Genomic DNA, 24180 nt, shown 5'->3' with positions numbered 1-24180 from the left:
CATTGCGACGTGGAATGCGGGATGGGTTGACCGCGACGCACGACAGCCCTGCAGCATGGACCTGCATGTGCAGCCTTGTGCTGTGAATGGGCCGCAGAGCGGCCCCGTCGGTCTAGCGGACCAAATGCAGGTACTGCATGTGCCGCTCGTACTGGTCGAGGATGTCGTTGATGATCTGCTCTTTGCTATAGCCCACCAGGTCATAGTTCTGGCTGCCTTCGCTCAGGTGCACCTCCGCCCGGTAATAGCGACGGTTCTTCAACTCCTGCGTACCCAGCCCCCCCAAGGCGAATGATGGCGTGAAATAGCCACGCATCTGCACCTGGTAAATGAACGGCTGTTCCTCGCCATGGCCAATCTTCAGGCTGACGTTGTCATGGCTAGGGTCGTCCTGGGTGATCAGTACCAGGCCTTTCTGCTCGAACACTTCACGCACATCGGCAATCGCAGGGCGCACCACATCATCCATGAAGCGGTACACCTCATCACGCGACGGGAAGTGCACCGCCTGGCTCAGGCGATGGCGCCAGCCGCCACGCCCCCGGCGTGACTGGGCGAACGGGGCCAGCGAGTGCATCTGCGCGATCTGCCGTTGCGACTCCAGGTAGAACGCCTTGTGCAGCCCCCACATCATGCACAGCAGAATCAGCGAGAACGGCAGCGAAGTCAGTACCACTGCCGACTTCAGCGAATCGATGCTGCCAGCGAACAACAGCGCACTGGTGATCAGCGCAGTCATCGCCCCCCAGAAGATACGCAGCCAGTTCGGCCCATCCTCATCAGCTCCCCCACCCTTGGCCGACAAGGTCGACAGCACCACGGTACCCGAGTCGGCCGAGGTGACGAAGAACACGAAGCTGATGAACACCGTGGTGGCGATTACCGCCTTGCTCCAGGGGTAGGTTTCCAGCAGCAGGTACAGGCTCATCGACGGGTTATCCAACGCCGATTGGCCCAGCGCGGTCATGCCGTGGTTGATCACCTGGTCCAGGGCGCTGTTGCCGAAGATAGACATCCACGCCAGGGTGAAGCCCAGCGGGATCAGCAACACGCCAAAGACGAACTCGCGAATGGTGCGGCCCCGGGAAATGCGGGCGATGAACAGGCCCACGAACGGCGCCCAGGCAATCCACCAGGCCCAGTAGAACACGGTCCAGCCGCCCAGCCAGCCACGATTCTCACCATAGGCATACACGTCGAAGCTTTTGCGCGGCAACGCCCCCAGGTAGTCGCCCAGGTTCTGGATCAGCGTGTTGAACAGGTGCTGGGTAGGCCCGGCAAACAGCACGAACAGCAGCAGCGCACAGGCCAGGAACAGGTTGATATCGCTCATCACCCGCACGCCCTTCTCCACCCCGGCCACGGCGACGGCCACAGCCGCGCCCATCATCAGGGTGATGAGGATCACCTGCACCCACTGGCTGTGGCTGATGCCGAACAGGTAGTCCAGACCGGCGTTCAGATGCAGCACCCCAAAGCCCATGTCGGCACCCAGGCCGAACACCGTGGCGATGATGCCGAAGCCGTCCACCGCATAGCCGATCGGGCCGTTGATGCGCTTGCCAATCAACGGGTACAGCGCCGAACGCAGGGCCAGTGGCAGGTTGTGCCGGTAGGCGAAATAGGCCAATGCCATGCCGACGAAGGCGAACACGCCCCAGCCATGCAGGCCCCAGTGCAGGAACAAGATCTGCATCGCCTGGCGCCCGGCCTCGACCGTGCCTGCTTCGCCTTGGGGCGGTTGCAGCATGTGGGTGAGCGGTTCGGAGACACAGAAGAAGAACAGCGTGATGCTGATGCCGGCGGCGAACAGCATGCCGGCCCACGACAGGTAGCTGAACTCGGGTTCGTCGTGGTCGGCACCGAGTTTGATCTTGCCGTAGCCAGACAAGGCGGTGACCACCACGAAGACCAGGTACAGCGTCATCGCCAGCATGTAATACCAGCCGACCGTGTTGGCCGCCCAGTTCTGCGCCGCCAGCAACCAGTCACCTGCGGCTTGCGGATTGGAGATGACTACCAGGCCAAAGATGAGGATGAAACTTGCCGCAAAGTAGAACACCGGGGGGTTCATGCGGATCTTGCCATTGGAAAGGGAAGGGTTCGGTGCACTCATCGGGCGTGCACCTCGTCGAATGACGTGAGGTTCGGAATGAACGGGTTCAGCAAAGGAATCCTCCTGTTGAACACCGGCAGCGGACCAGCGTTTTTTCATTGAACAAGCGTTCAAGTTAAACATGGATCGGATTTCAATGCGAATTGGGGCGCTGATTGGGTCGTCCTGTTCCGGTCTCTTCGCGGGGTAAACCCGCATCTACATTTGGTACGTTCCGTGTAGGCGCGGGCTTGTCCGCGAAGAGGCCGGCACAGGCAATTTCAATGCGGGATCAGTTCTTGTCCTGGCAATCCAGCTGCAGGTTGGCCTGAGTAATGTTGCTTTCAGCCGGCACACTGCGAGTCAGCCACACATTACCGCCAATGGTCGAACCCTTGCCGATGGTGATACGCCCCAGCACCGTGGCCCCTGCATAGATCACCACATCGTCCTCGACGATCGGGTGACGCGGCAGGCCTTTGTGCAGAGTCCCCGACTCATCGCTGGGGAAACGCTTGGCACCCAGAGTCACCGCCTGGTAGATGCGCACGCGCTCGCCGATGATCGCGGTTTCACCAATGACCACACCAGTGCCGTGATCAATGAAGAAGCTCGGGCCGATCTGCGCCCCCGGGTGGATGTCGATGCCGGTGGCCGAATGCGCCAGCTCCGAACTGATCCGCGCCAGCAACGGCAGGCCGGCTTGGTACAGGTGGTGCGCCAGCCGGTGGTGGATGATCGCCAGGATGCCCGGGTAGCACAGCAGCACTTCATCGACGCTGCGCGCAGCCGGGTCGCCGTGGTAGGCGGCCAGTACATCGGTGTCGAGCAGTACGCGCAGTTCCGGCAGCGCAGCGGCAAAGCCCTGGATCAGGCTCAGCGCACGGGCGTCGACGCCAGCCAGCTCAGCCTTGCTCTGTCGTGCCGCATAGCGAAGTTCAAGACGAGCCTGGGCCAGCAAGGCGGTCAGCGCGGCATCCAGGGTATGGCCGACGTAGAAGTCTTCACTTTCTTCGCGCAGGTCGACTGGTCCCAGCCGCATGGGGAACAGCGCGCCGCAAAGTTGTTCCAGAATCTGTCGCATCGCTTCGCGCGACGGCAGCTCGCGCCCGCCCTGCTCACCGATGCTGCGGCCATTACGGGTGCGCCATTGCTCACGGGCGCCGCGCAGGCCAGTGACAATGCTCTGCAACTGCCAATGCGCGGATGAAGGTTGTTCGCTCACGGGATTCTCCTGCCGTATAGGCCATCTGATTTTGTTGCCAGGCCCGCGAAAAGGCCGAACCTGCCTGCTGCAATCCACTTTACGGCAAATCCGAGGCTTGGAAAAAACAACGCTTTATTCCATCCTGCACTAAGTCAGGCATAAGCCGCGATGACGGAGTGGGTATCGTCGCCTACCCTCAAAGCAGCCAGCACCTGGCGCAAATCAAAAAAGGAATATTAAAGTTATTTTTTAGTATTTCCCGGCCTAATCAGCCAACCCTATAGTCGCCACCTCACTACCTAGACAACAAGCGCGGGGCTCTGAAATGTCGAAATTCGCCAAACCGCTACTCAACGCCAGCCTGGCCCTCCTGCTGGGTGCCGGCCTGCTCAGCCAGGCGTTCGCCGGCGAGCAATTGAAGACCATCCAGGAAAAAGGCGTCATCAACGTCGGTCTAGAGGGCACCTACCCGCCATTCAGCTTCCAGGACGAAAACGGCAAACTGACCGGCTTCGAAGTGGAACTGTCCGAGCTGCTGGCCAAGGAGCTGGGGGTCAAGGCCAAGATCCAGCCGACCAAGTGGGACGGCATCCTCGCCGCGCTGGAATCCAAGCGCCTGGATGTAGTGGTCAATCAGGTGACCATTTCCGAAGAGCGCAAGAAAAAGTACGACTTCTCAGAGCCCTACACTGTCTCCGGCATCCAGGCACTGATCCTGAAGAAGAAAGCCGAGCAGCTGAACATCAAGGGCGCACAGGACCTGGCCGGTAAAAAGGTCGGCGTAGGCCTTGGCACCAATTACGAGCAGTGGGTGAAAAAGGACGTGCCGCAAGCCGATGTGCGCACCTATGAGGACGACCCAAGCAAGTTCGCCGACTTGCGCAACGGCCGTATCGACGCCATTCTGATCGACCGCCTGGCCGCGCTGGAATACGCGCAAAAAGCCAAGGACACCGAACTTGCCGGCGATGCCTTCTCGCGCCTGGAAAGCGGCGTGGCCATGCGCAAGGGTGAGCCGGAACTGTTGGCAGCCATCAACAAGGCCATCGACAAGCTCAAAGCTGATGGCACGCTGGCCAAGCTGTCCGAGAAGTACTTCGGTGCCGATGTCACCAAATGATCGCTGAAAGCCTGCAACTCGTTGTCGACTCCGCGCCCTTCCTGCTGAAGGGCGCGGGTTATACAGTGCTGCTCAGTGTCGGCGGCATGTTCTTCGGTCTGGTGCTGGGCTTTGCCCTGGCGCTGATGCGGCTGTCGAAGATCCTGCCGCTGAACTGGCTGGCGCGGGTCTACGTGTCGTTCTTCCGCGGCACGCCGCTGCTGGTGCAGCTGTTCGTCATCTATTTCGGCATGCCGCAAATCGGCATCGAGCTCGACCCGATCCCCGCTTCGCTGATCGGCCTGTCGCTGAACATGGCGGCCTACATCTGCGAGATCCTGCGCGCAGCCATTTCCTCGATCGACCGCGGCCAGTGGGAAGCAGCCGCCAGCATCGGCATGACCCGCGTGCAAGCCATGCGCCGGGCGATCCTGCCGCAGGCCTTGCGCACCGCGTTGCCTCCGTTGGGCAACAGCTTCATCTCGCTGGTAAAGGACACCGCCTTGGCCGCCACCATCCAGGTGCCCGAGCTGTTCCGCCAAGCCCAGTTGATTACTGCGCGCACGTTCGAAGTGTTCACCATGTACGTGGCGGTCGCGGTCATCTACTGGGTGCTGTGCAGCATCCTTGCGCACTTCCAGAACCGCATGGAAGCGCGGGTCAACCAGCATGACCAGGAGCATTGAGCATGATTGAAGTCAAAGGCCTGACCAAGCGGTTCAAGGGCCAGACCGTGCTCAACGGTATCGACCTGACCGTGCAGCCCGGTGAAGTAGTGGCCATCATCGGCCCCAGTGGTTCGGGCAAAACCACGTTCCTGCGCTGCCTGAACCTGCTGGAAACCCCCGATGCCGGGCAGATCCAGATCGGCGCCATCAGCATCGATGCCAACCGCCCTTTGGGCGGGCAGCAGAGTGCGATTCGCCGTTTGCGCCAGCAGGCCGGGTTCGTGTTCCAGAACTTCAACCTGTTCCCCCACCGCACCGCCCTGGAGAACGTGATCGAGGGGCCGGTGGTCGTCAAGAAAACGCCTCGCGAGCAGGCCATCGAGCTTGGCCGGCGCCTGCTGGCCAAAGTCGGCCTGGCGGGCAAGGAAGACGCCTACCCACGGCGCCTATCCGGCGGCCAGCAGCAACGGGTGGCCATCGCCCGCGCCCTGGCCATGGAACCGGAGGTAATCCTGTTCGACGAGCCGACCTCCGCGCTGGACCCGGAGCTGGTCGGTGAAGTATTGGCGACCATCCGCGGCCTGGCCGAAGAAAAGCGCACCATGATCATCGTCACCCACGAGATGAGCTTTGCCCGGGATGTGGCGAACCGGGTGATCTTCTTCGACAAGGGCGTGATCGTGGAGCAGGGCGAGGCCAAGGCGCTGTTTGCAGCGCCGAAGGAAGAGCGCACGCGGCAGTTCCTGCGCAAGTTCCTCGGGACTGCGGCCTCCGAGTAAACCTGTTCCGGCCCTTTCGCGGGTAAACCCGCTCCTACAGTGAATGCACAGATCTTGAGGCATCTGTAGGAGCGGGTTTACCCGCGAAGAGGCCGGCACGCCCGTAATAAATCCCCCCTTCTATAAATATTCCAAAAAGTTAGTTCATAAAATTTTTATAAATCATTAGGGTATATAAACCGGACCACCGGACCAGCACACGTCTGTCGCGATCAGCTGTAGCGACATAACTATTTTGTGAGGTCAGGAATGGTCAGGATCACAATCACCCCAGTGCGTAACGCCAGGGCATTGAGTGCAGCCAAGGAGCGGCACTGATGCCCAGCCAAGCCAACACCCAATCCCATAGCGATCTGGACAGCTCGCCCCCGCTGCTGCCGGCCAAGGTACTGCGCAACGACGCCGAAGCCCTGCAAGCGGCCCGCGAACTGGCCGAGGTCGCCCGTGAGCAAGCGGCCCGTCGCGACCAGCAACGCAAACTGCCCTGGGCCGAAATCGAACTGTTTACCCGCAGCGGTCTGGGCAGCATCAGCGTACCCAAGGCCTACGGTGGCCCCGACGTGTCGTTCGAAACCGTCGCCGAGGTGTTCCGCCTGATCAGCGCCGCCGACCCCGCCCTGGGGCAGATCCCGCAGAACCAGTTCGGCATGCTGCAACTGCTGCGCCTGACGGCCAGCGAGGCGCAACAAGCGCTGATCTTCCGCAGCGTGCTCGACGGCTGGCGCATCGGCAACGCCGGGCCTGAGCGCGGCACCAAAGACACCCTTACCCTCAAGGCCCGAATCACGCCCGCCGGCGACAGCTATAGCTTAAGCGGCGAGAAGTTCTACTCCACCGGTGCCTTGTTCGCCCATTGGGTGACGGTAAAGGCCCTCGACGACGAAGGCCGCCAGCGCTTGGCATTCGTGCGCCGGGGAAGCCCGGGGTTGCGTATTGTCGATGACTGGTCCGGGTTCGGCCAGCGCACCACCGCCAGTGGTACCGTGCTGCTGGACCAGGTGCCGGTTGACGCGGAACTGGTGATCGACAACTGGCGCCAGCGCGATATCCCCAACATTCAGGGCGCCGCTTCGCAGCTGATCCAGGCGGCGATCGACGCCGGCATCGCCGAAGCGGCTATCGATGATGCGATCACGTTCGTGCGCGAAAAGTCCCGCCCGTGGATTGAAGCCAACGTCGACCGTGCCAGTGACGACCCTTATGTAATTGCCGACATCGGCCGCCTGAAACTCGAGCTGCACGCCGCCGAAGCGCTGCTGCGCAAAGCTGCTCGGGTACTCGACGAAGTCAATGCTGCGCCTATCGACGCAGCCAGCGCGGCACGGGCCTCGATTGCAGTGGCCGAGGCCAAGGTGCTGACCACCGAAATTGCCCTGCAGGCCAGCGAGAAGCTGTTCGAGCTGGCCGGCAGCCGCGCCACCCTTGCCGAGTTCAACCTCGACCGCCACTGGCGAAATGCCCGGGTGCACACCCTGCACGACCCGGTGCGCTGGAAGTACCACGCGGTCGGCGCTTACCACCTTAACGGCACCCTGCCTGCACGGCATTCCTGGATCTGATTTGCTGCCTTTGGGGCTGCTGCGCAGCCCTTCGCGGGCTTGCCCGCTCCCACAGGATTGCCACCGCCTGAACTGGCATCACTACACCTGTGGGAGCGGGCAAGCCCGCGAAGGGCCGCAAAGTGGCCCCCGGAGAACCCCATGACAATCGCTATCATCACTAGCGACGCCCAAGCTCTGGCCGTCGCCGAAGACATCGCCCAGCAACTGCGCCGCGACAGCGCCTTGCGCGACCGCGAGCGCCGCTTGCCGCTCGCCGAACTCGAGCTGTTCACCCGCTCCGGCCTGTGGGCCATCAGCGTGCCCAAAGCCTTCGGCGGTGCCGGCGTGTCCAACGTCACCCTGGTCAAGGTCATCGCCCGTATCGCACAGGCCGACGGTTCGCTCGGGCAGATTCCGCAGAATCATTTCTACGGTCTGGAAGTGCTGCGGATAAACGGCAGCCCCGAACAGAAGCAGCGCCTGTACGCCGAGGTACTGGCCGGCCGCCGTTTCGGCAATGCCCTGGCCGAGCTGGGCACCAAGACCGCCCACGAGCGCACCACCCGCCTGAGCCGTGACGGCGACGGTTTCCGCATCAACGGGCGCAAGTTCTATTCCACAGGCGCCATCTATGCCCAGCGCATTCCAACCTCGGTCGTGGATGAACAAGGCATACAACAGTTGGCCTTCGTCCCGGCCGACAGCCAGGGCCTGCAGGTGATCGACGACTGGAGCGGCTTCGGCCAGCGCACCACCGGCAGCGGTTCGGTGGTGTTCGACAACGTGTACGTCAGCGCAGCCGACGTGGTGCCGTTCCAGAGCGCCTTCGAGCGCCCCACCCCGGTCGGCCCGCTGGCGCAGATCCTCCATGCCGCCATCGATACTGGCATTGCCCGCGCCGCCTATGAAGATGCCCTGCACTTCGTGCGCACCCGCAGCCGTCCGTGGGTCGACTCCGGCCTGGACAACGCCACGGATGACCCGCTGACGCTGAAAAGTTTCGGCCAACTGGCTATCCGCTTGCATGCGGCCGAAGCCCTGCTCGAGCGCGCCGGCGAATACCTCGACCGCGCCCGCGACGACAGCACTGCCGACAACGTTGCCGCCGCCTCCATTGCCGTGGCCGAAGCACGTGCCATCAGCACCGAAATTTCCCTCGCAGCCGGTACCACCCTGTTCGAACTGGGCGGCAGCCAGGCAACATTGGCCGAACACAACCTCGACCGCCACTGGCGCAACGCTCGCGTGCACACCCTGCACGACCCGGTGCGCTGGAAGTACCACGCCATCGGCAACTACTACCTCAACGATGCCAACCCGCCGCGCCGGGGGACCATCTGATGGCCAAGCAGATTCTGCTCAATGCCTTCAACATGAACTGCATCGGGCACATCAACCACGGCCTGTGGACCCACCCACGGGACACTTCAACCCAGTACAAGACCCTGGACTACTGGACCAACCTGGCACGCCTGCTGGAGCGCGGTCTGTTCGACGGGCTTTTCATTGCCGACATCGTCGGTACCTACGACATCTATGGCCAGTCACTGGACGTCACCCTCAAGGAGTCGATCCAGTTGCCGGTCAACGACCCGCTGCTGCTGGTCTCCGCCATGGCTGCGGTCACTCGTCACCTGGGTTTTGGCCTTACCGCCAACCTCACCTACGAGGCGCCGTACCTGTTCGCCCGACGACTTTCCACACTCGACCACCTGAGCAATGGCCGGGTGGGCTGGAACATCGTTACCGGCTACCTCGACAGCGCCGCCCGGGCCATGGGGCTGGCGCAGCAACCGGCGCATGATCGCCGCTACGACCAGGCCGATGAATACCTGCAGGTGTTGTACAAGCTGCTGGAAGGCAGCTGGGCCGATGACGCAGTGGTCGCCGACCGCCAGCATCGCGTCTATGCCACGCCCGACAAGGTGCGCAAGGTTCAGCACCAGGGCGAGTTCTACAAGGTCGAAGGCTACCACCTGTGCGAGCCCTCACCGCAGCGCACCCCGGTGCTGTTCCAGGCCGGCAGCTCGCCGCGTGGCCTGGCCTTCGCCGGCAACCATGCCGAATGCGTGTTCATCAGTGGCCAGGACAAGGCAGCCACCCGCGCCCAGGTCGACAAGGTTCGCGCGGCCGCCCAGGCCGCCGGCCGCTACCCGCAGGCGGTCAAGGTGTTCATGGGCATCACGGTGATCGTCGCGGCCACCGAGCAACTGGCCCAGGCCAAACATGCCGAGTACCTGCGCCACGCCAGCGCCGAAGCGGGGGTCGCGCACTTCGCCGCGTCCACGGGCATCGACTTCGCCGCCTATGAACTGGACCAACCCATTGCCTTCAGCCAGGGCAACGCCATCCAGTCAGCCACGCGCCAGTTGCAAGACAGCGCCTGGACCCGCCGGCGCCTGTTGCAGCAGCACGCCCTGGGCGGCCGCTACGTAACCTTGGTCGGCGCGCCTGAACAGGTGGCCAAGCAGTTGATCGCGTGGATCGATGAAACCGGCCTGGACGGTTTCAACCTGACCCGCACCGTCACCCCGGAGAGCTTCGAGGACTTCATCGAGCTGGTCATCCCGCAACTTCAGCAGCGTGGCCGCTACAAGACGGCCTACACCGAAGGCACCCTGCGCGAAAAACTGTTCCATACCGACCACCCGCACTTACCCGCCGACCACCCTGGCTCGGCTTACCGCTTTATCCCTGCCTCGACTGGAGCGCTGCACCATGCTTGAGAAACTGTTCCGGCCCGTCGCGGCCATTGCCATCTCCCTTGGCCTGTGCGCCGGTGCCCTTGCTGCCGAGCCGTTGAAGATCGGCACCACCTCGGCCTTTGCCATTCCGCTGGAAGCCGCGGTGGAAGAAGCCCACAAGCGAGGCCTGGAAGTGAAGCTGGTCGAGTTCAGCGACTGGATTGCGCCCAATGTCAGCCTCAACAGCGGCGACATCGACGTGAACTACTTCCAGCACATCCCGTTCCTGGAAAACGCCAAGGCTGCTGCAGGCTTCAACCTCGTGCCTTACGCCCCGGGCATCATCAACAACGTTGGCCTGTACTCGAAAAAGTACAAAAGCTTTGCTGAGCTGCCCGAAGGCGCCAGCGTGGCCATCGCCAACGACCCGATCAACAGCGGCCGTGGTCTGCTGCTGCTGGCCAAGGCCGGGTTGATCACCCTGAAGCCAGGCGTTGGCTACAAGGCCACCGAGGACGACATCGTCGCCAACCCGAAAAGGCTGAAGATCCTTCAGGTCGAAGCGGTGCAACTGGTACGTGCCTACGACGACGCCGACCTGGTGCAGGGTTACCCGGCCTACATCCGCTTGGCCAACACTTTCGATGCCACCTCGGCATTGCTGTTCGACGGGCTGGAAAACAAGGAATACGTGATCCAGTTCGTCATTCGCCCGCAAAGCAAGGACGACCCACGCCTGGCCAAGTTCGTCGACATCTACCAGCATTCGCCAGTGGTGCGCGCTGCGTTGAACAAAGCTCACGGCAAGCTCTACCAAGCCGGCTGGGAAGGCTGACATGAGCCAGGCCAGCGCGCTCAGAGCGCCCACACCCCAAGCACTGCCGCCAATGGCCAGGGAACAGGCCCTGCGCCCCGAGGTCAATGAAGCCCACGTGCGCTTCATCGGCCTGGGCAAGACCTACCCGGGCCAGGCGCAACCGGCCTTGCAAGGCATCGACTTGAACATCCGCCATGGCGAGATCTTCGGCATCATCGGCCGCAGCGGCGCCGGTAAGTCATCACTGCTGCGCACCATCAACCGCCTGGAGCAACCCAGCCAGGGCCGCGTATTGATCGACCAGGTGGATATCGCGCCTTTCGATGAGGACCAGCTTGTGGCCCTGCGCCGGCGCATCGGCATGATCTTCCAGCACTTCAACCTGATGTCGGCCAAGACCGTGTGGCAGAACGTCGAGTTGCCGTTGAAAGTCGCCGGCGTGGCAAAAGCCGAACGCCAGCACAAGGTGCGCGAGTTGCTGGAACTGGTCGGCCTGCAGGAAAAACATCACGTGTACCCGGCGCAACTGTCCGGCGGGCAGAAACAGCGCGTGGGCATTGCCCGGGCACTGGTGCACACCCCCGAGATCCTGCTGTGCGACGAGGCCACCTCGGCGCTGGACCCGGAAACCACCGCCTCGATCCTGGAGCTGCTGCGCGATATCAACCAGCGCCTGGGCCTGACCATCGTGCTGATCACCCACGAAATGGCAGTGATTCGCGACATCTGCCACCGGGTAGTGGTGCTGGAACGCGGCGCAGTTGTCGAGCAGGGCGAGGTCTGGCGGGTGTTTGGTTCACCCCGTCACGAGGTCACCCGCACCCTGCTCGCCCCTTTGCAGGCCAAGCTACCCGCCGCACTGCAAGCCAGCCTCCAGGCCAGCGCGGCGGGCCGCAACAGCGCCGTGGTGCTGAAACTGACCATGCTTGGCGAGCCAGAGCTGTCTGCCCTGTTCAACGACCTGGGCGGGCGTGTGCGTCTGCTGCAGGGCGGCGTGGAAACCATCGGCGAACATGCCTTGGGGCAACTCATCCTCTCGGTGCAACACTCGCCGCACGACACCCATCAATTGCTGGAACGTGCCCGCCGTTGGGCCGAAAACGTGGAGGTATTGGGCCATGTGGTTTGATCGCCTGCTGGAAGGCTTGCTCGATACGCTGCTGATGGTTGGGGTTTCGTCACTGATCGCCCTGCTGGTGGGTGTACCCATGGCGGTACTGCTGGTCACCAGCGACAAGGGTGGGATCTTCGAGGCGCCGCTGCTGAACCGGGTGCTGGGCGCCTTCGTCAACCTGTTCCGCTCGATTCCGTTTCTGATCCTGATGGTTGCGCTGATTCCTTTCACCCGCCTGGTGGTGGGTACCACTTATGGCGTGTGGGCGGCAGTGGTGCCGCTGACCATTGCCGCCACACCGTTCTTTGCGCGGATTGCCGAGGTGAGCCTGCGTGAAGTCGACCATGGCCTGGTGGAAGCCGCACAGGCCATGGGCTGCCGGCGCTGGCACATCGTCTGGCATGTACTGTTGCCCGAGGCGCTGCCGGGGATCGTCGGGGGCTTCACCATTACCTTGGTGACCTTGATCAACTCGTCGGCGATGGCCGGGGCGATTGGTGCCGGCGGGCTGGGGGATATCGCCTATCGGTATGGCTACCAGCGTTTCGACAGCCAGATCATGCTGACCGTGATCGCCATGCTGGTAGCGTTAGTGGCGTTGATCCAGTTGGGCGGGGACCGCCTGGCGAAGGGTTTGAACAAGCGATGCGCATGACTTGGGGAATTTATTGGGGCGTAAATCCAGCGCCGCCCGCGCGGCGCATCGCGAGCTGCGCTCGCTCCTACGTTTGTTTCGGGCCAGTTATGCCTGTGACAGGCGCGCGCGACCGCCTTGTTTGTACGACACGATATCGCGGCATGCGCCAAGGGGTGGGGCGCGCGCAAATCCCGCAGGAATGATTGGCCCGCAACAAACGTAGGAGCGAGCGCAGCTCGCGATGCGCCGCGCGGGCGGCGCTCGGTCTCAAAGGCGCTGCACGACTCGCGCCATACATACCCTCAATCCCAGCGCAGATCCTCAGCCGGCACCGGCCGCCCGAACCAGTACCCTTGCCCCAGCTGGCACTCCTCCTGCAACAGGAAGGTGGCCTGTTCCGCCTGCTCGATGCCCTCGGCATGCACCTGCATACCCATGCTGCGGGCCAAGGCAATGATCACCCGCACAATTGCGATGTCATCCTCATCCACTGGCAACCCAGCTACAAACCCTTGGTCGATTTTCAACTTCTGCACCGGCAAACGCTTGAGCCGCAGCAGTGATGAATACCCGGTGCCAAAGTCGTCGATGGCCAAGGTCACCCCCAGCTCGCGCAAACGGTGCAGTTGCTCAAGCGCCACCTCAGGGTCTTCCATCACCGCGCTTTCGGTCACTTCAAGCTCCAGCAAGGCCGGGGCCAGGCCGGTGTCGTGCAGCACTTCGGCTACCTGTTGATAAAGTTCGTGCTGGCCAAACAGGCGGCTGGAGATGTTCACCCCCACAAATGCCAGCTGCCGGCCTTCAGCCTGCCACTGCACCATTTGCCGGCAGGCCTGGCGCAGCACCCAGGTATCGATCTCGGCAATCAGGCCGGTGCGCTCGGCAATCGGGATGAACTCACCCGGCGGTACCAGGCCGCGCCTGGGGTGCTGCCAGCGCACCAGCGTCTCGACCCCGACCTGTCGGCCTGATGCCAGGTCGTGTACCGGCTGGAAGTACACCCTCAGTTCATCCTGCTCCAGGGCCCGACGCAATTCAGCGGCGGTCTCGACCCGATGCTGTGCATGGGCGGTCAGCTCTTCGGTGTACAGGGCATAGCAGGCCCGCCCGTTGCTTTTGGCCTTGTACAACGCCGAGTCGGCATTGCGCAGTAACTGCTCGGCACCCAAGGCATCGCTGGGGTACAGGCTGATTCCGACACTGGCGCTGATGAACAGGCGATTGCCCTCGAACTGAAACGGCTCACGCATGCGCTCGATGATGCACTGCGCCAGCTTGCCCGCCTGGCCGACCTGTTGGCAGTTCTCGGCCAGCACGCCGAACTCGTCGCCGCCCAGGCGCGCCAGGGTCATACCGTTACCCAACACCTCGCCCAGACGCTCGCCCACCAGCTTCAACAACTGGTCGCCAATGGTATGGCCCAGGCCGTCGTTTATGCTCTGGAAATGATCCAGGTCCAGCAGCAACAAGGCGCAACCGCGCTTGTTGGCCTGCGCCGCCGCCAATGCCTGCTCTACCCGGTCGGTAAACAGCAGGCGGTTGGGCAGGCCGGTCAACGGGTCGTGGTGGGCCAGGTAGGCAAGTTCCTGTTCCGAATGCTTGATGGCGCTGATATCACTGAACACCGCCACGTAATGACTGAGCTCACCTTCGTCATCGCGAATGGCGCAAATGGTCTGCCACTGCGGGTAGATTTCACCGCTTTTGCGCCGGTTCCAGATTTCACCGCTCCACTCGCCCTTCTCGGCCAGGGTGGCGAAAACCTCCTGGTAGAAGGCCAGGCCATGGTGGCCGGACTTGAACTTGTTCGGGCGCTGGCCGATAACCTCATCCTGCTGGTAGCCGGTGATGCGCATGAAGGCACGATTGACGTGCACGATAAGGCCCTGGCGGTCGGTCACCAGCACACCTTCGAGGGTACTGTCGAACACCGCGGCAGCCATGCGCAGCCGTTCACGGTCTTCACAACGCAAACGTGCGCCATGGCCGATGAAGTTGAGCAGGCGCACGCGCGACACATAGATCAGCACGGCACTGAGCAGCACCCAGACCACCACATTGATCTGCCGCCCCACGGTCAGTGCCAAGGGGTCGTCAGTCATGCTGTGCAGCATCATCTCCGCCAGCGCAAGCCAGAGGATCGAGAGCACCACATACAGCGCAGCCATGCGCAAGGCGTCGCGAACGGAAACAGACATGTCGGGTGGGAAAGGCCATCAAAAAGGAGTGGGCATTATAAAGGCTGAAACATGTCGTGACCTCCTATCTCAACGGTTGACTGGTTTTATTTCCCCGCCAAGGGATAATCAGCCCTTCCCCCTGCATTTCGAGGGTATTTGCACCTATGTGGTATAACGGCCTGCTCGACCTGTCGGCCTGGCAACTGGTCGGCATCACTCTGTTGATGACCCACGTGACCATTGTCAGCGTCACGGTCTACCTGCATCGCTACTCCGCGCACCGGGCCCTGGAGCTCAACGGCGCGCTCAAGCACTTCTTCCGCTTCTGGCTGTGGCTGACCACGGCGCAGAACACCCGCGAGTGGACCGCCGTCCACCGCAAGCACCACGCCAAGTGCGAAACCCCCGACGACCCGCACAGCCCGGTGTACAAGGGCCTGGGCACAGTGCTGCGCAAAGGTGCCGAGCTGTACCGTGAAGAGGCGCGCAACCCCGAAACCCTGCGCATTTATGGCAAGAACTGCCCGGATGACTGGATCGAGCGCAACCTGTACTCGCGTTACAAACTGGGCGGTATCGCACTGATGGCGGTGATCGACCTGCTGCTGTTCGGCACCATAGGCATCACCATCTGGGCGGTGCAGATGATGTGGATTCCGTTCTGGGCCGCCGGTGTGGTCAACGGCCTGGGCCATGCCCTGGGCTATCGCAACTTCGAATGCCGCGACGCGGCCACAAACCTGGTGCCATGGGGCATCGTCATCGGCGGTGAAGAACTGCACAATAACCATCACACCTACCCCAACTCGGCCAAGCTCTCGGTCAAGCGCTGGGAGTTCGACATGGGCTGGGCGTGGATCCGCCTGTTCTGCCTGCTGCGTCTGGCCAAGGTGCAGCGCGTAGCGCCCATCGCCCATCGGGTGGCCGGCAAGGCCAGCCTGGACATGGACACCGCCATGGCCATCTTGAACAACCGTTTCCAGATCATGGCCCAGTACCGCAAGCTGGTGATCGGCCCGCTGGTGAAACAGGAACTGGCCCGCGTCGACGCCTCGGTGCGTCACCGCTTCCGCCGTGCCAAACGGCTGCTCTCGCGCGAAACCAGCCTGCTGGAAGATCGCCACCACGTGCGCATCGAGTCCATGCTCGCGCACAGCCAGGCACTGAAAACCATCTATGAAAAGCGCCTGGCCCTGCAGCAGATCTGGGCGCGCACCAGCGCCAACGGCCACGACATGCTGGCGGCCATGAAAGACTGGGTACACGAGGCTGAAACCAGCGGCATCCAGGCACTGCGCGACTTCGCAGCACAACTCAAGACTTACTCGCTACGCCCGACCGGCGCCTGACCGCCGTTGATCGGCACGCCTCTCAGCGGGGCGTGCCGTTCGGAACTTAGCCCCGACCTCTCCACTCGAATCTGGAATATCGCCTGCGTGGCGGGCCGGATGCTGGCCGCACGCCTTCACGTTGAGACCTGCTCCGTGCACATGGCCAAGAACATTCCAACGATATTTCCGGGTACCCCACCTCCCGAAGCCGCCCAGACCTTGCTGGCGTTACTCCACGCCCAAGGCGAGGTTGCCCGCCTGAGTGAGCGCGATCAGCTGTTCAGCTCGTTGCTCGACAGCGTCAATGCAGTGCTTTGGGCCTTCGACTGGGGAACCCGTCAGGTGCTGTACGTCAGCCCAGCCTACGAGCGCATCTTCGGCCGCCCGGTCAGCCTGGTGCTGGCTGACTACAACGAATGGCGTGACAGCATCTACCCCGACGACCTCGAATTCGCCGAACGTAGCCTGGCCCAGGTCCTGCTCAAGGGTGCGGTGGAAGACCGCGAGTACCGCATCCTCAATGCCGACGGGCAAATACGCTGGCTGAGCGACAAGTGCTACATCAACCAGCAGCACGATAGTGATCGGGTAATCATTGTCGGTATCGCCGAAGACATCACCGAGAAGAAGCAGCTTGAAGGCGAACTGCAGCGCCTGGCCACCACCGACGTGCTGACCCAGAGCAGTAACCGCAGGCACTTCTTCGAATGTGCTCAGCAAGCCTTCGACAGTGCTCGCGAGGACGGTACACCGCTGGCTTTCCTGCTGCTGGATATCGACGACTTCAAACGCATCAACGACAGCTATGGCCACCAGGAAGGCGACCAGGTGCTGCAACACATCGCCGACAGCGGCAAGGCCGTGCTACGCCGGGGCGACCTGTTCGGGCGCATTGGCGGCGAAGAATTTGCTGCGGTGTTTCCGGGCTGCAACGCTCAGGTCGCGGAGCAGATTGCCGAGCGCTTGCAGCGGCAGATTCAGCACTTGAGCTTTAGCCATGGGCAGCAGACGTACGGGGTGACTGTGAGTCAGGGGCTGACCGGGCTGACCGATGAGGATGTGACGCTGGACAGCCTCTATGCGCGGGCAGATGCGGCAATGTACAGGGCCAAGCGGCAGGGCAAGAATCAGATAGTCCGCGGCTGATCAGGCGGCAGGGGCACCGGCTTTGGCCGGTATTCGCGGGCCCGGCGCCACACCTGTGGGAGCGGGCAAGCCCGCGAAGGGTCGCAATGCGGCCCCCGAATCTCAGCTGGAAACCTCGGCCCCAGCCACCGGCGGTTCTTCCTGTGGCTTTACTTCCGGGCTCTCCACTTTGCGCAACCGCCTAAGCTCCGGCAGGCCAAGCTTGAGCAGGCGCGCCGTCTTGCCGCTGGCCACCTTCTCCAGCCCCTGCTCAGCCGGCAGCCGCGACAACTGCCCAGCCAGGTTCATGGCCAGGATCTCCAGCGAGTAAACTCCACCACCCAACTGGTAGATCGCAGCGATCAACTCGCGCAGTGCCAGCGGCAGACGCCAGCGAGTACGCAGCGCCGAGCCGAATGCCGCACCAAACTCCTCCAGCGATTGCTGCACATTGCGCTCGTTCAGGTCTCCCCCGGCCAGCCGCCACTCCTGCAGGCAGCGCAACACCGCCAGGTCGCCCAGGCAATGCAGCAAGCCCGCGCAATAACAACGCCCCTCGTCCAGTTCGAGCATGCGCGCCAAGGTGCGGCCATATTCGGCAGTGTGCAGTGACAGGTCCCAGTAACGGGCTGCGTGCTCTGCCAACAGGGGGTCGCTGAGGCGTGCGCTGCGCTTGAGGGTCATGCCCAGGATCAGGTTCATGCTTTGGGTACTGCCAAGCTTGTTCAGGGCCTGCAGCAACGTCTGCACCGGGGCTTCACGGTGCAATGCCGCACTATTGGCGGCAGCAATCAGTACCGCCGTGACTTGCGGGTCGTTACACACCTCCTCTTCGAGCGCCCTGAGGTTCAGGCCTTGGGGATTGAGCGCCCGTTTGATCGCCAGCTGCACATCTGCCAGCAGCGGCCCGCCATCGGCGCTAGCGCGGCGCTGTTCAAGGTAGGCCGGCAGGCTGGCACCCGCCTGCAATGCCGGTACCGGGCAGGCAATCTCCTCGCCAACGGCCAGCAGCAACTCTTCCAGGCGTTTGCGCAGGTTATCCAGATTCAACGGCTTGCTCAGGTAAGCAGTGGGGTGCAGGGGCAGCGCTTCACGCACACTGGCGCTGTCATTGCGGTTACTCATGAGAATGAACGGTACCCCTGGCCCTTTGGCGCGCACCTTGCGCAGCAGGTCGAGGCCATCGACACCGGCCAGCTCACGGGCGGCGATGATCAGGTCAGGCTTGTTGGACAAGGCACTGAGTGCCTGCGAGCCGTCAGTGCATACCTGCAGGCGGGCATCACAACGTACGCTGAGCAGCATCTCGCTGAGTAAATCCCGTACCCAAGGATCGCCTTCGACAATCAGTACGCTTGGTGGGGTGGGGGCTACAGCACTCATCGCCAACTACTCCTGAATACCCTGACACACAGTCCGTCGCAGCTTCCAAAGCGAGTCCTCCGACAACCATAGCGCTACATGGCTTTTCTGGGCATAAAAAAAACCCGCCTGGGCGGGTTTTTTCTGGAGCACGTCACATCAGGCGATTTCAGCGAAGCACTCTTCGATGATGGCCAGGCCTTTGTCCAGCAGCGCGTCTTCGGCGGTCAGCGGAACAAGGATACGCAGGACGTTGCCGTAGGTACCGCAAGACAGCAAGATCAGACCCTTTTCGCGGGCCTTGGCGACAACCTGGCCAACAGCAGCAGCGTTCGGGGTGTGAGTGCCTTTCTCGAAGACTTCGACGGCGATCATCGAGCCCAGACCACGGACGTCGCCGATGATCGGGTACTTCTTCTGGATTTCGCGCAGGCCGGCGGTCAGGCGCTCACCCACAGCCTTGCTGCGGTCCAGCAGTTTTTCTTCTTCGAACACTTCGATCACGGCCAGGGCCGCGGCGCAAGCGATCGGCGAGCCGGCGTAGGTGCCGCCCAGGCCGCCTGGAGCGATGGCATCCATGTACTCGGCCTTGCCGCACACACCGGCCAGCGGGAAGCCGCCAGCGATGGATTTGGCAAAGGTGGTCAGATCAGGCGCAACGCCCATCTGCTCCATGGCGAAGAAGGTGCCGGTACGGCCAGCGCCAGTTTGTACTTCGTCGGCGATCAGCAGGATGCCGTGCTGGTCGCACAGGGCGCGCAGGCGTTTCATCAGCTCTTTCGGCGCTGGCAGGAAACCGCCTTCGCCTTGTACTGGCTCGAGGATGATCGCGGCGATGTCGCGCGGCTCGGCGTCGTTCTTGAAGATGCGCTCGACCGAGGCAATGGCGTCGTCAACGCTGATACCGTGCAGTTCGCTCGGGAACAGGGCGCGGAAGATACCGCCTGGCATCAGGCCCATGCCAGCGGAGTACGGCACGACCTTGCCGGTCAGGCCCAGGGTCATCATGGTACGGCCGTGATAACCGCCGGTGAAGGCGATGACGCCAGCGCGGCCAGTGGCAGCACGGGCGATCTTGACGGCGTTTTCAACGGCCTCGGAGCCGGTGGTGACCAGCAGGGTCTTCTTGTCGAAGTCGCCTGGGACCAGCTTGTTGATCTTTTCGCACAGCTCTACGTAGGGTTCGTAAGCCAGCACCTGGAAGCAGGTGTGGCTGACCTTGGTCAGCTGCTCTTGCACGGCTGCAACCACTTTCGGGTGCAGGTGGCCGGTGTTCAGTACTGCGATGCCGCCGGCGAAGTCGATCAGTTCGCGGCCTTCAACGTCGATCACGGTCGAGTTCTTCGCGGTGTCGACGAAGATCGGGTGGATCTGGCCGACGCCACGTGGGACGGCAGCTACACGACGTTGCATCAAGGATTCGTTGGTTTTGCTCATAATGCCCTCATTGCGCCGACAGGAATGGCGCTTTTATTCGGGGGTGGCTGGGAGTGCTCGCGAACAGTATTCGTTGATCGACTGTCGTGAGCGCCCTGGCCACCAGGTACTGCAATGTAAAAAAGGCCAGCGAGACGTCGCTCTCGCGCCCCGCTGGCAGAGGTAAAGCCTTTACCGTGCGATCAGACGCTGATGCACAGGTATTTGATTTCGAGGTAGTCCTCGATACCGTACTTGGAACCTTCGCGGCCCAGGCCCGAGGCCTTGATACCACCGAACGGCGCCACTTCGTTGGAAATCAGGCCGGTGTTGATACCCACCATGCCGTATTCTAGGGCTTCGGCGACACGGAACACACGGCTCATGTCACGGGCGTAGAAGTACGAGGCCAGGCCGAACTCGGTGTCGTTGGACATGGCGATGACTTCGGCTTCGTCTTTGAAGCGGAACAGCGGCGCCAGTGGGCCGAAAGTCTCTTCCTTGGCGACAGCAGCGGTCTTCGGTACGTCTACCAGGATGGTCGGTTCGAAGAAGTTGCCTTCGATCAGCTTGCCACCGGACAGCACTTTGGCGCCTTTGCTGACGGCGTCCTCGATGTGCTCCTGGACCTTGGCGACAGCCTTGCCGTCGATCAGCGGGCCAGTGGTGGTGCCGTCTTCCAGGCCGTTACCGATCTTCAGCTTGGCAACTGCAGCGGCCAGCTTCTGGGCGAACGCGTCGTAGACGCCGTCCTGCACGTAGATACGGTTGGCGCAAACGCAAGTCTGGCCGTTGTTGCGGTACTTGGAGATGATCGCGCCCTCGACCGCCTTGTCCAGGTCGGCGTCGTCGAACACGATGAACGGGGCGTTGCCACCCAGCTCCAGGGAAACCTTCTTGATGTCCTTGGCGCATTCTTCCATCAGCTGGCGACCGATTTCGGTCGAGCCGGTGAAGGACAGCTTGCGTACCAGGGAGTTGCCGGTCAGTTCGCCGCCAACTTCGCCGGCGCTGCCGGTAACCACGCTCAGCACGCCTGCCGGGATGCCGGCACGGTGGGCCAGCTCAACCAGGGCCAGAGCGGAGTATGGGGTTTGCGAAGCAGGCTTGAGCACCATGGTGCAGCCAGCGGCCAGGGCCGGGCCGGCTTTACGGGTGATCATGGCGGCCGGGAAGTTCCACGGGGTGATGGCCGCGGTAACGCCGATTGGCTGCTTGATGACAATCAGGCGCTTGTCTGGCTGGTGGCCCGGGATGGTGTCACCGTAGATGCGCTTGGCTTCTTCGGCGAACCACTCGATGAACGAGGCAGCGTAGGCGATTTCGCCCTTGGCTTCGGCCAGCGGCTTGCCCTGTTCGGTGGTCATCAGGCGAGCCAGGTCGTCCTGGTTCTCGATCATCAGTTCGAACCAGCGACGCAGCTTGGCCGAACGCTCTTTCGCAGTCAGGGCACGCCAGGCCGGCAGGGCCTTGTCAGCGGCTTCGATGGCGCGGCGGGTTTCCGCGGTGCCCATCTTTGGCACGGTACCGATGACTTCGCCGGTGGCCGGGTTGGTCACCTTGATGGTCTGGCCGTTGTCCGCATCCAGCCACTCACCATTGATATAGGCTTGCTGGCGGAACAACTGAGCGTCTTTGAGCTGCATGTCGGCTTCCCGAATTGTTGATTGTTGAAAAGCGCCCAAGGCAGGGCATCGAGCGTTTGAAATCTCAAACGAATGCTAAGCGGCTGCTGGGGTGTTGGACAATAGGCTGTTCGAAAAAAAGAACGAATGGTTGAACAGCCCATCTGAAATCGCCCGCAGAATGGCCGCTGAAGGGTAGACGATGCTGCGGCCGGATTCGGGGCGAAGCCAAAATTCGTTTCACTGCTGGTCACGGTCAGTTTCCACACGCCCTGACGTCGGGCTGAAACGATGATGCTGTCGTCATCGGCAGAGTAATCGACGGCATTGACGTGGATCCAGTTACGGCCGGTATTACCCCGGCCGACAGTTCGATCGGTATTGTCGTGTATCCGGCCCCAGGTATCTGCACAGCCAACACGGTAAAAACAGCTACAGATCAAGGCGATGGACGTCAACGACACAGATGGGTATCATGCGTGCGCGTTGCACTCGTAGCTCAGCTGGATAGAGTACTGCCCTCCGAAGGCAGGGGTCGTGGGTTCGAATCCCGCCGAGTGCGCCATATCAAGAAAGCCCTGGGCCTGAGCCCGGGGCTTTTTCGTTTGTGCGCCATGTCACCTTTCTGGTACTCCCGTGCCACGGGTCATTGATGTTAGCGTGGGCGTCTTCCCGTTCTCTGAACGGGTAACCCATAACAATGATTGGCGAAGGAATGCGCACAACCATGCAGTTGAAAAAACTCACCGCCACCACCCTGTTGCTGGCCAGCATCGGCCTGTTCACCCAGTCTGCCCAGGCCAACCTCACCCAGCAGCAGTCCGCAGCTATCGTCAAAGCCTTCGACGGCAGCGACCCAAGCGACTTCAAGCAATTCCTCGGCAAGCTCAAAGGCAGCGACCTGGGCAAGGCCGACAACCTCGAGGCAACCGTCGACGCCTACCTGGCCAACAAGCCATTGGCCGCCGGGCAACAAGACGAGATCAACCGCCTGCTCGGCCTGTATACCCGCATCAAGTATGGCAAAGCCGCGACCGAAACCCTGCGTGAACTGGTAGCCATCCCCACCTTCAATGTCGAGGGTACGCCGCAGTACGAAAACCCTGAATTCCTCAAGATCGCCGACAGGATCAAGGCATTGGCCGATAGCTTCGGCCTGGCCTTCCGCAACATCGACAACCGGGTGTACGAGATCTCGCTTGGCAGCGGGAAGGAAGTGATCGGCATCCATGCCCACGCTGACGTAGTGCCGGTCAACCCGGACAACTGGAAGCTGGCCGATGGTACGCGCCTGGACCCGTTCAAGGTCACCCTGGTGGGTGACCGCATGTACGGCCGCGGCACCGAAGACGACAAGAACGGCATCGTGGTGGCGATGTACGCGCTGAAAGTGGCCAAGGACGAAAACCTGCCGCTCGCCCGGCAGTTCAAGCTGCTGATCGACACCACCGAAGAAACCAGCGGTGATGCCATTCCCTATTACTTCGAGCGCAACCCTACGCCCGACTACAACCTGGCCCTCGACGGCGGCTACCCGGTAGTAATTGCCGAGAAAGGCTACGGCACGATCATGGCCAGCTTCAACAAGCGCCCGGCCAGCGGCAAGGGTGCCGAGATCGTCAACCTGACCGGTGGCCTGGCGACCAACCAGATCCCGACAACTTCGGTTGCGACCCTGATTTCTGACAACCCGGCACAGCTGGCCAAGCACCTGCAGCAAGCCGGCGCCAGATATGTGAAGCAGCATGGAAGCGACTTCAGCATCGACGCCAAGGCCGACGGCAAGCAAGTCTTGCTCACCGTGACCGGTGTTTCCGCACACTCTTCGGAGCCGGAATCCGGCATCAACCCGGTGGCGCGTATGCTCGACTTCATCAATGGTCTCGGCCAGCAGGTGTCGCTCAAGCACAACCACTTTACCGACGCTGCCCGCTATGCCGCCGACAACTGGGGCCTGGACTACCTGGGCAACAAGCTCGGCGTGGCCTTCAAGGACCCGTTCATGGGCCCGCTGACCACTTCGCTGACCTTTGTCGGAGTGGATGACAAAGGCTTGAAGCTGGCGGTAAACCTGCGCATTCCCAAGGGGAAGCCGATCGCCACGATCAAGGACGAACTGGCAGAGAAACTGGGCAAATGGACCCGGGAAAGCAACACCTCGGTGGCGTTCGATTACAGCCTGGACGAACCGATGTACCGTAACCCTGAAGGCGAATGGGTCCAGGCTCTGCTCGCCGTGGCCACCGAGAACCTGGGTATGAAGCATGAGTTCGGTACCTCGGCCGGCGCGACTTCGGTGCACGATCTTCCCAACGGTGTGCAATTTGGCCTGGCGATGCCAGACGTGAAGTACACCGGGCACAACGACAACGAGTTCAAGACCGTGGAACAGTTCATGTTGGACCTGCAGATAGTGAGCGAGATGGTGGCGCGGATCGGGCAGATGCCGAAGCTTTGATGGGCATTACGGCCTCTTCGCGGCTTTAGCCGCGAAAAGGCC

The 24180-nt window shown here is 62.1% G+C and carries 19 protein-coding genes and 1 tRNA gene; 13 read left to right on the top strand and 7 right to left on the bottom strand.

The annotated features are described in order from the left end of the window. Window positions 1-112: 112 nt before the first annotated feature. A complete protein-coding gene (betT, locus tag AC3B5Q_RS00930; protein ID WP_172402802.1) occupies window positions 113-2074 on the bottom strand; it encodes a choline transporter BetT in 1962 nt (653 codons plus the stop codon). Window positions 2075-2387: 313 nt separating this feature from the next. Continuing rightward, window positions 2388-3320, bottom strand: coding sequence for a serine O-acetyltransferase EpsC (gene epsC, locus AC3B5Q_RS00925; protein ID WP_021782585.1), 933 nt, complete (start codon window positions 3318-3320; stop codon window positions 2388-2390). A 307-nt stretch (window positions 3321-3627) separates the two neighbouring features. Here epsC and tcyJ point away from each other — a divergent pair, with 307 nt between their 5' ends. From tcyJ to AC3B5Q_RS00880, 9 genes are all read left to right on the top strand, one after another. Next, window positions 3628-4422: a cystine ABC transporter substrate-binding protein gene (tcyJ, locus tag AC3B5Q_RS00920; RefSeq protein ID WP_021782584.1), complete on the top strand. Its 795-nt coding sequence runs from the start codon at window positions 3628-3630 to the stop codon at window positions 4420-4422. Continuing rightward, a complete protein-coding gene (tcyL, locus tag AC3B5Q_RS00915; RefSeq protein ID WP_003255849.1) occupies window positions 4419-5087 on the top strand; it encodes a cystine ABC transporter permease in 669 nt (222 codons plus the stop codon). Before tcyJ ends, tcyL begins: the two co-directional genes overlap by 4 nt. A gap of 2 nt (window positions 5088-5089) precedes the next feature. Then, entirely contained in the window at window positions 5090-5848 is a 759-nt protein-coding gene (gene tcyN, locus AC3B5Q_RS00910; protein WP_021782583.1) for an L-cystine ABC transporter ATP-binding protein TcyN, read from the top strand. A 317-nt stretch (window positions 5849-6165) separates the two neighbouring features. Then, window positions 6166-7407 (top strand): SfnB family sulfur acquisition oxidoreductase, encoded by a 1242-nt coding sequence (locus AC3B5Q_RS00905; protein ID WP_021782582.1) that lies wholly within the window; start codon window positions 6166-6168, stop codon window positions 7405-7407. Between the two features lie 141 nt (window positions 7408-7548). Next, window positions 7549-8730, top strand: coding sequence for an SfnB family sulfur acquisition oxidoreductase (locus AC3B5Q_RS00900; protein WP_488392796.1), 1182 nt, complete (start codon window positions 7549-7551; stop codon window positions 8728-8730). After that, entirely contained in the window at window positions 8730-10115 is a 1386-nt protein-coding gene (locus AC3B5Q_RS00895; protein WP_028697330.1) for an LLM class flavin-dependent oxidoreductase, read from the top strand. The genes AC3B5Q_RS00900 and AC3B5Q_RS00895 overlap by 1 nt, the downstream gene beginning before the upstream one ends. Continuing rightward, window positions 10108-10908, top strand: coding sequence for a MetQ/NlpA family ABC transporter substrate-binding protein (locus tag AC3B5Q_RS00890; protein WP_103443297.1), 801 nt, complete (start codon window positions 10108-10110; stop codon window positions 10906-10908). Before AC3B5Q_RS00895 ends, AC3B5Q_RS00890 begins: the two co-directional genes overlap by 8 nt. A 1-nt stretch (window position 10909) precedes the next feature. After that, on the top strand, window positions 10910-12019 hold the full coding sequence (locus AC3B5Q_RS00885; protein WP_103443296.1) for a methionine ABC transporter ATP-binding protein: 1110 nt from the start codon (window positions 10910-10912) through the stop codon (window positions 12017-12019). Continuing rightward, window positions 12009-12659 (top strand): methionine ABC transporter permease, encoded by a 651-nt coding sequence (locus AC3B5Q_RS00880; RefSeq protein ID WP_021782577.1) that lies wholly within the window; start codon window positions 12009-12011, stop codon window positions 12657-12659. The genes AC3B5Q_RS00885 and AC3B5Q_RS00880 overlap by 11 nt, the downstream gene beginning before the upstream one ends. Window positions 12660-12943: 284 nt before the next feature. Here AC3B5Q_RS00880 and dibA read toward each other — a convergent pair whose 3' ends face one another. Next, the gene (dibA, locus tag AC3B5Q_RS00875; RefSeq protein ID WP_021782576.1) at window positions 12944-14839 is read right to left on the bottom strand and encodes a phosphodiesterase DibA; all 1896 of its coding nucleotides are present in this window, start codon (window positions 14837-14839) and stop codon (window positions 12944-12946) included. Window positions 14840-14985: 146 nt separating this feature from the next. Here dibA and desA point away from each other — a divergent pair, with 146 nt between their 5' ends. Beyond that, window positions 14986-16170, top strand: a complete 1185-nt coding sequence (desA, locus tag AC3B5Q_RS00870; RefSeq protein WP_010951599.1) for a delta-9 fatty acid desaturase DesA — start codon at window positions 14986-14988, stop codon at window positions 16168-16170. A gap of 99 nt (window positions 16171-16269) precedes the next feature. After that, the gene (locus tag AC3B5Q_RS00865; protein WP_103443295.1) at window positions 16270-17298 is read left to right on the top strand and encodes a GGDEF domain-containing protein; all 1029 of its coding nucleotides are present in this window, start codon (window positions 16270-16272) and stop codon (window positions 17296-17298) included. 102 nt (window positions 17299-17400) lie between these two features. On the opposite strand, the gene AC3B5Q_RS00860 is transcribed toward AC3B5Q_RS00865, so the two are convergent. The 4 genes from AC3B5Q_RS00860 to AC3B5Q_RS00845 all read right to left on the bottom strand — a co-directional run bounded on the left by AC3B5Q_RS00860 (window position 17401) and on the right by AC3B5Q_RS00845 (window position 22144). After that, on the bottom strand, window positions 17401-18660 hold the full coding sequence (locus tag AC3B5Q_RS00860; protein WP_103470270.1) for a response regulator: 1260 nt from the start codon (window positions 18658-18660) through the stop codon (window positions 17401-17403). Between the two features lie 138 nt (window positions 18661-18798). After that, window positions 18799-20076, bottom strand: a complete 1278-nt coding sequence (gene gabT, locus AC3B5Q_RS00855; protein WP_003255866.1) for a 4-aminobutyrate--2-oxoglutarate transaminase — start codon at window positions 20074-20076, stop codon at window positions 18799-18801. Between the two features lie 182 nt (window positions 20077-20258). Continuing rightward, the gene (gene gabD / locus AC3B5Q_RS00850) at window positions 20259-21701 is read right to left on the bottom strand and encodes an NADP-dependent succinate-semialdehyde dehydrogenase (protein WP_103443294.1); all 1443 of its coding nucleotides are present in this window, start codon (window positions 21699-21701) and stop codon (window positions 20259-20261) included. Next, entirely contained in the window at window positions 21611-22144 is a 534-nt protein-coding gene (locus AC3B5Q_RS00845) for an aryl-sulfate sulfotransferase (RefSeq protein ID WP_258035516.1), read from the bottom strand. The genes gabD and AC3B5Q_RS00845 overlap by 91 nt, the downstream gene beginning before the upstream one ends. 24 nt (window positions 22145-22168) lie before the next feature. Between AC3B5Q_RS00845 and AC3B5Q_RS00840 the strand changes: the two genes are divergently transcribed. Both AC3B5Q_RS00840 and AC3B5Q_RS00835 read left to right on the top strand, forming a co-directional pair. Then, a tRNA-Arg gene (locus AC3B5Q_RS00840) sits at window positions 22169-22245 on the top strand. A 162-nt stretch (window positions 22246-22407) separates the two neighbouring features. Further along, window positions 22408-24138, top strand: a complete 1731-nt coding sequence (locus tag AC3B5Q_RS00835) for a dipeptidase (protein ID WP_021782572.1) — start codon at window positions 22408-22410, stop codon at window positions 24136-24138. The last annotated feature ends 42 nt before the right edge of the window (window positions 24139-24180 follow it).

The sequence above is a fragment of the Pseudomonas sp. D5(2026) genome (assembly GCF_057766845.1).
Note: the sequence above shows the minus strand (reverse complement) of the source record. Positions and strands in the feature narration are given on the sequence as shown.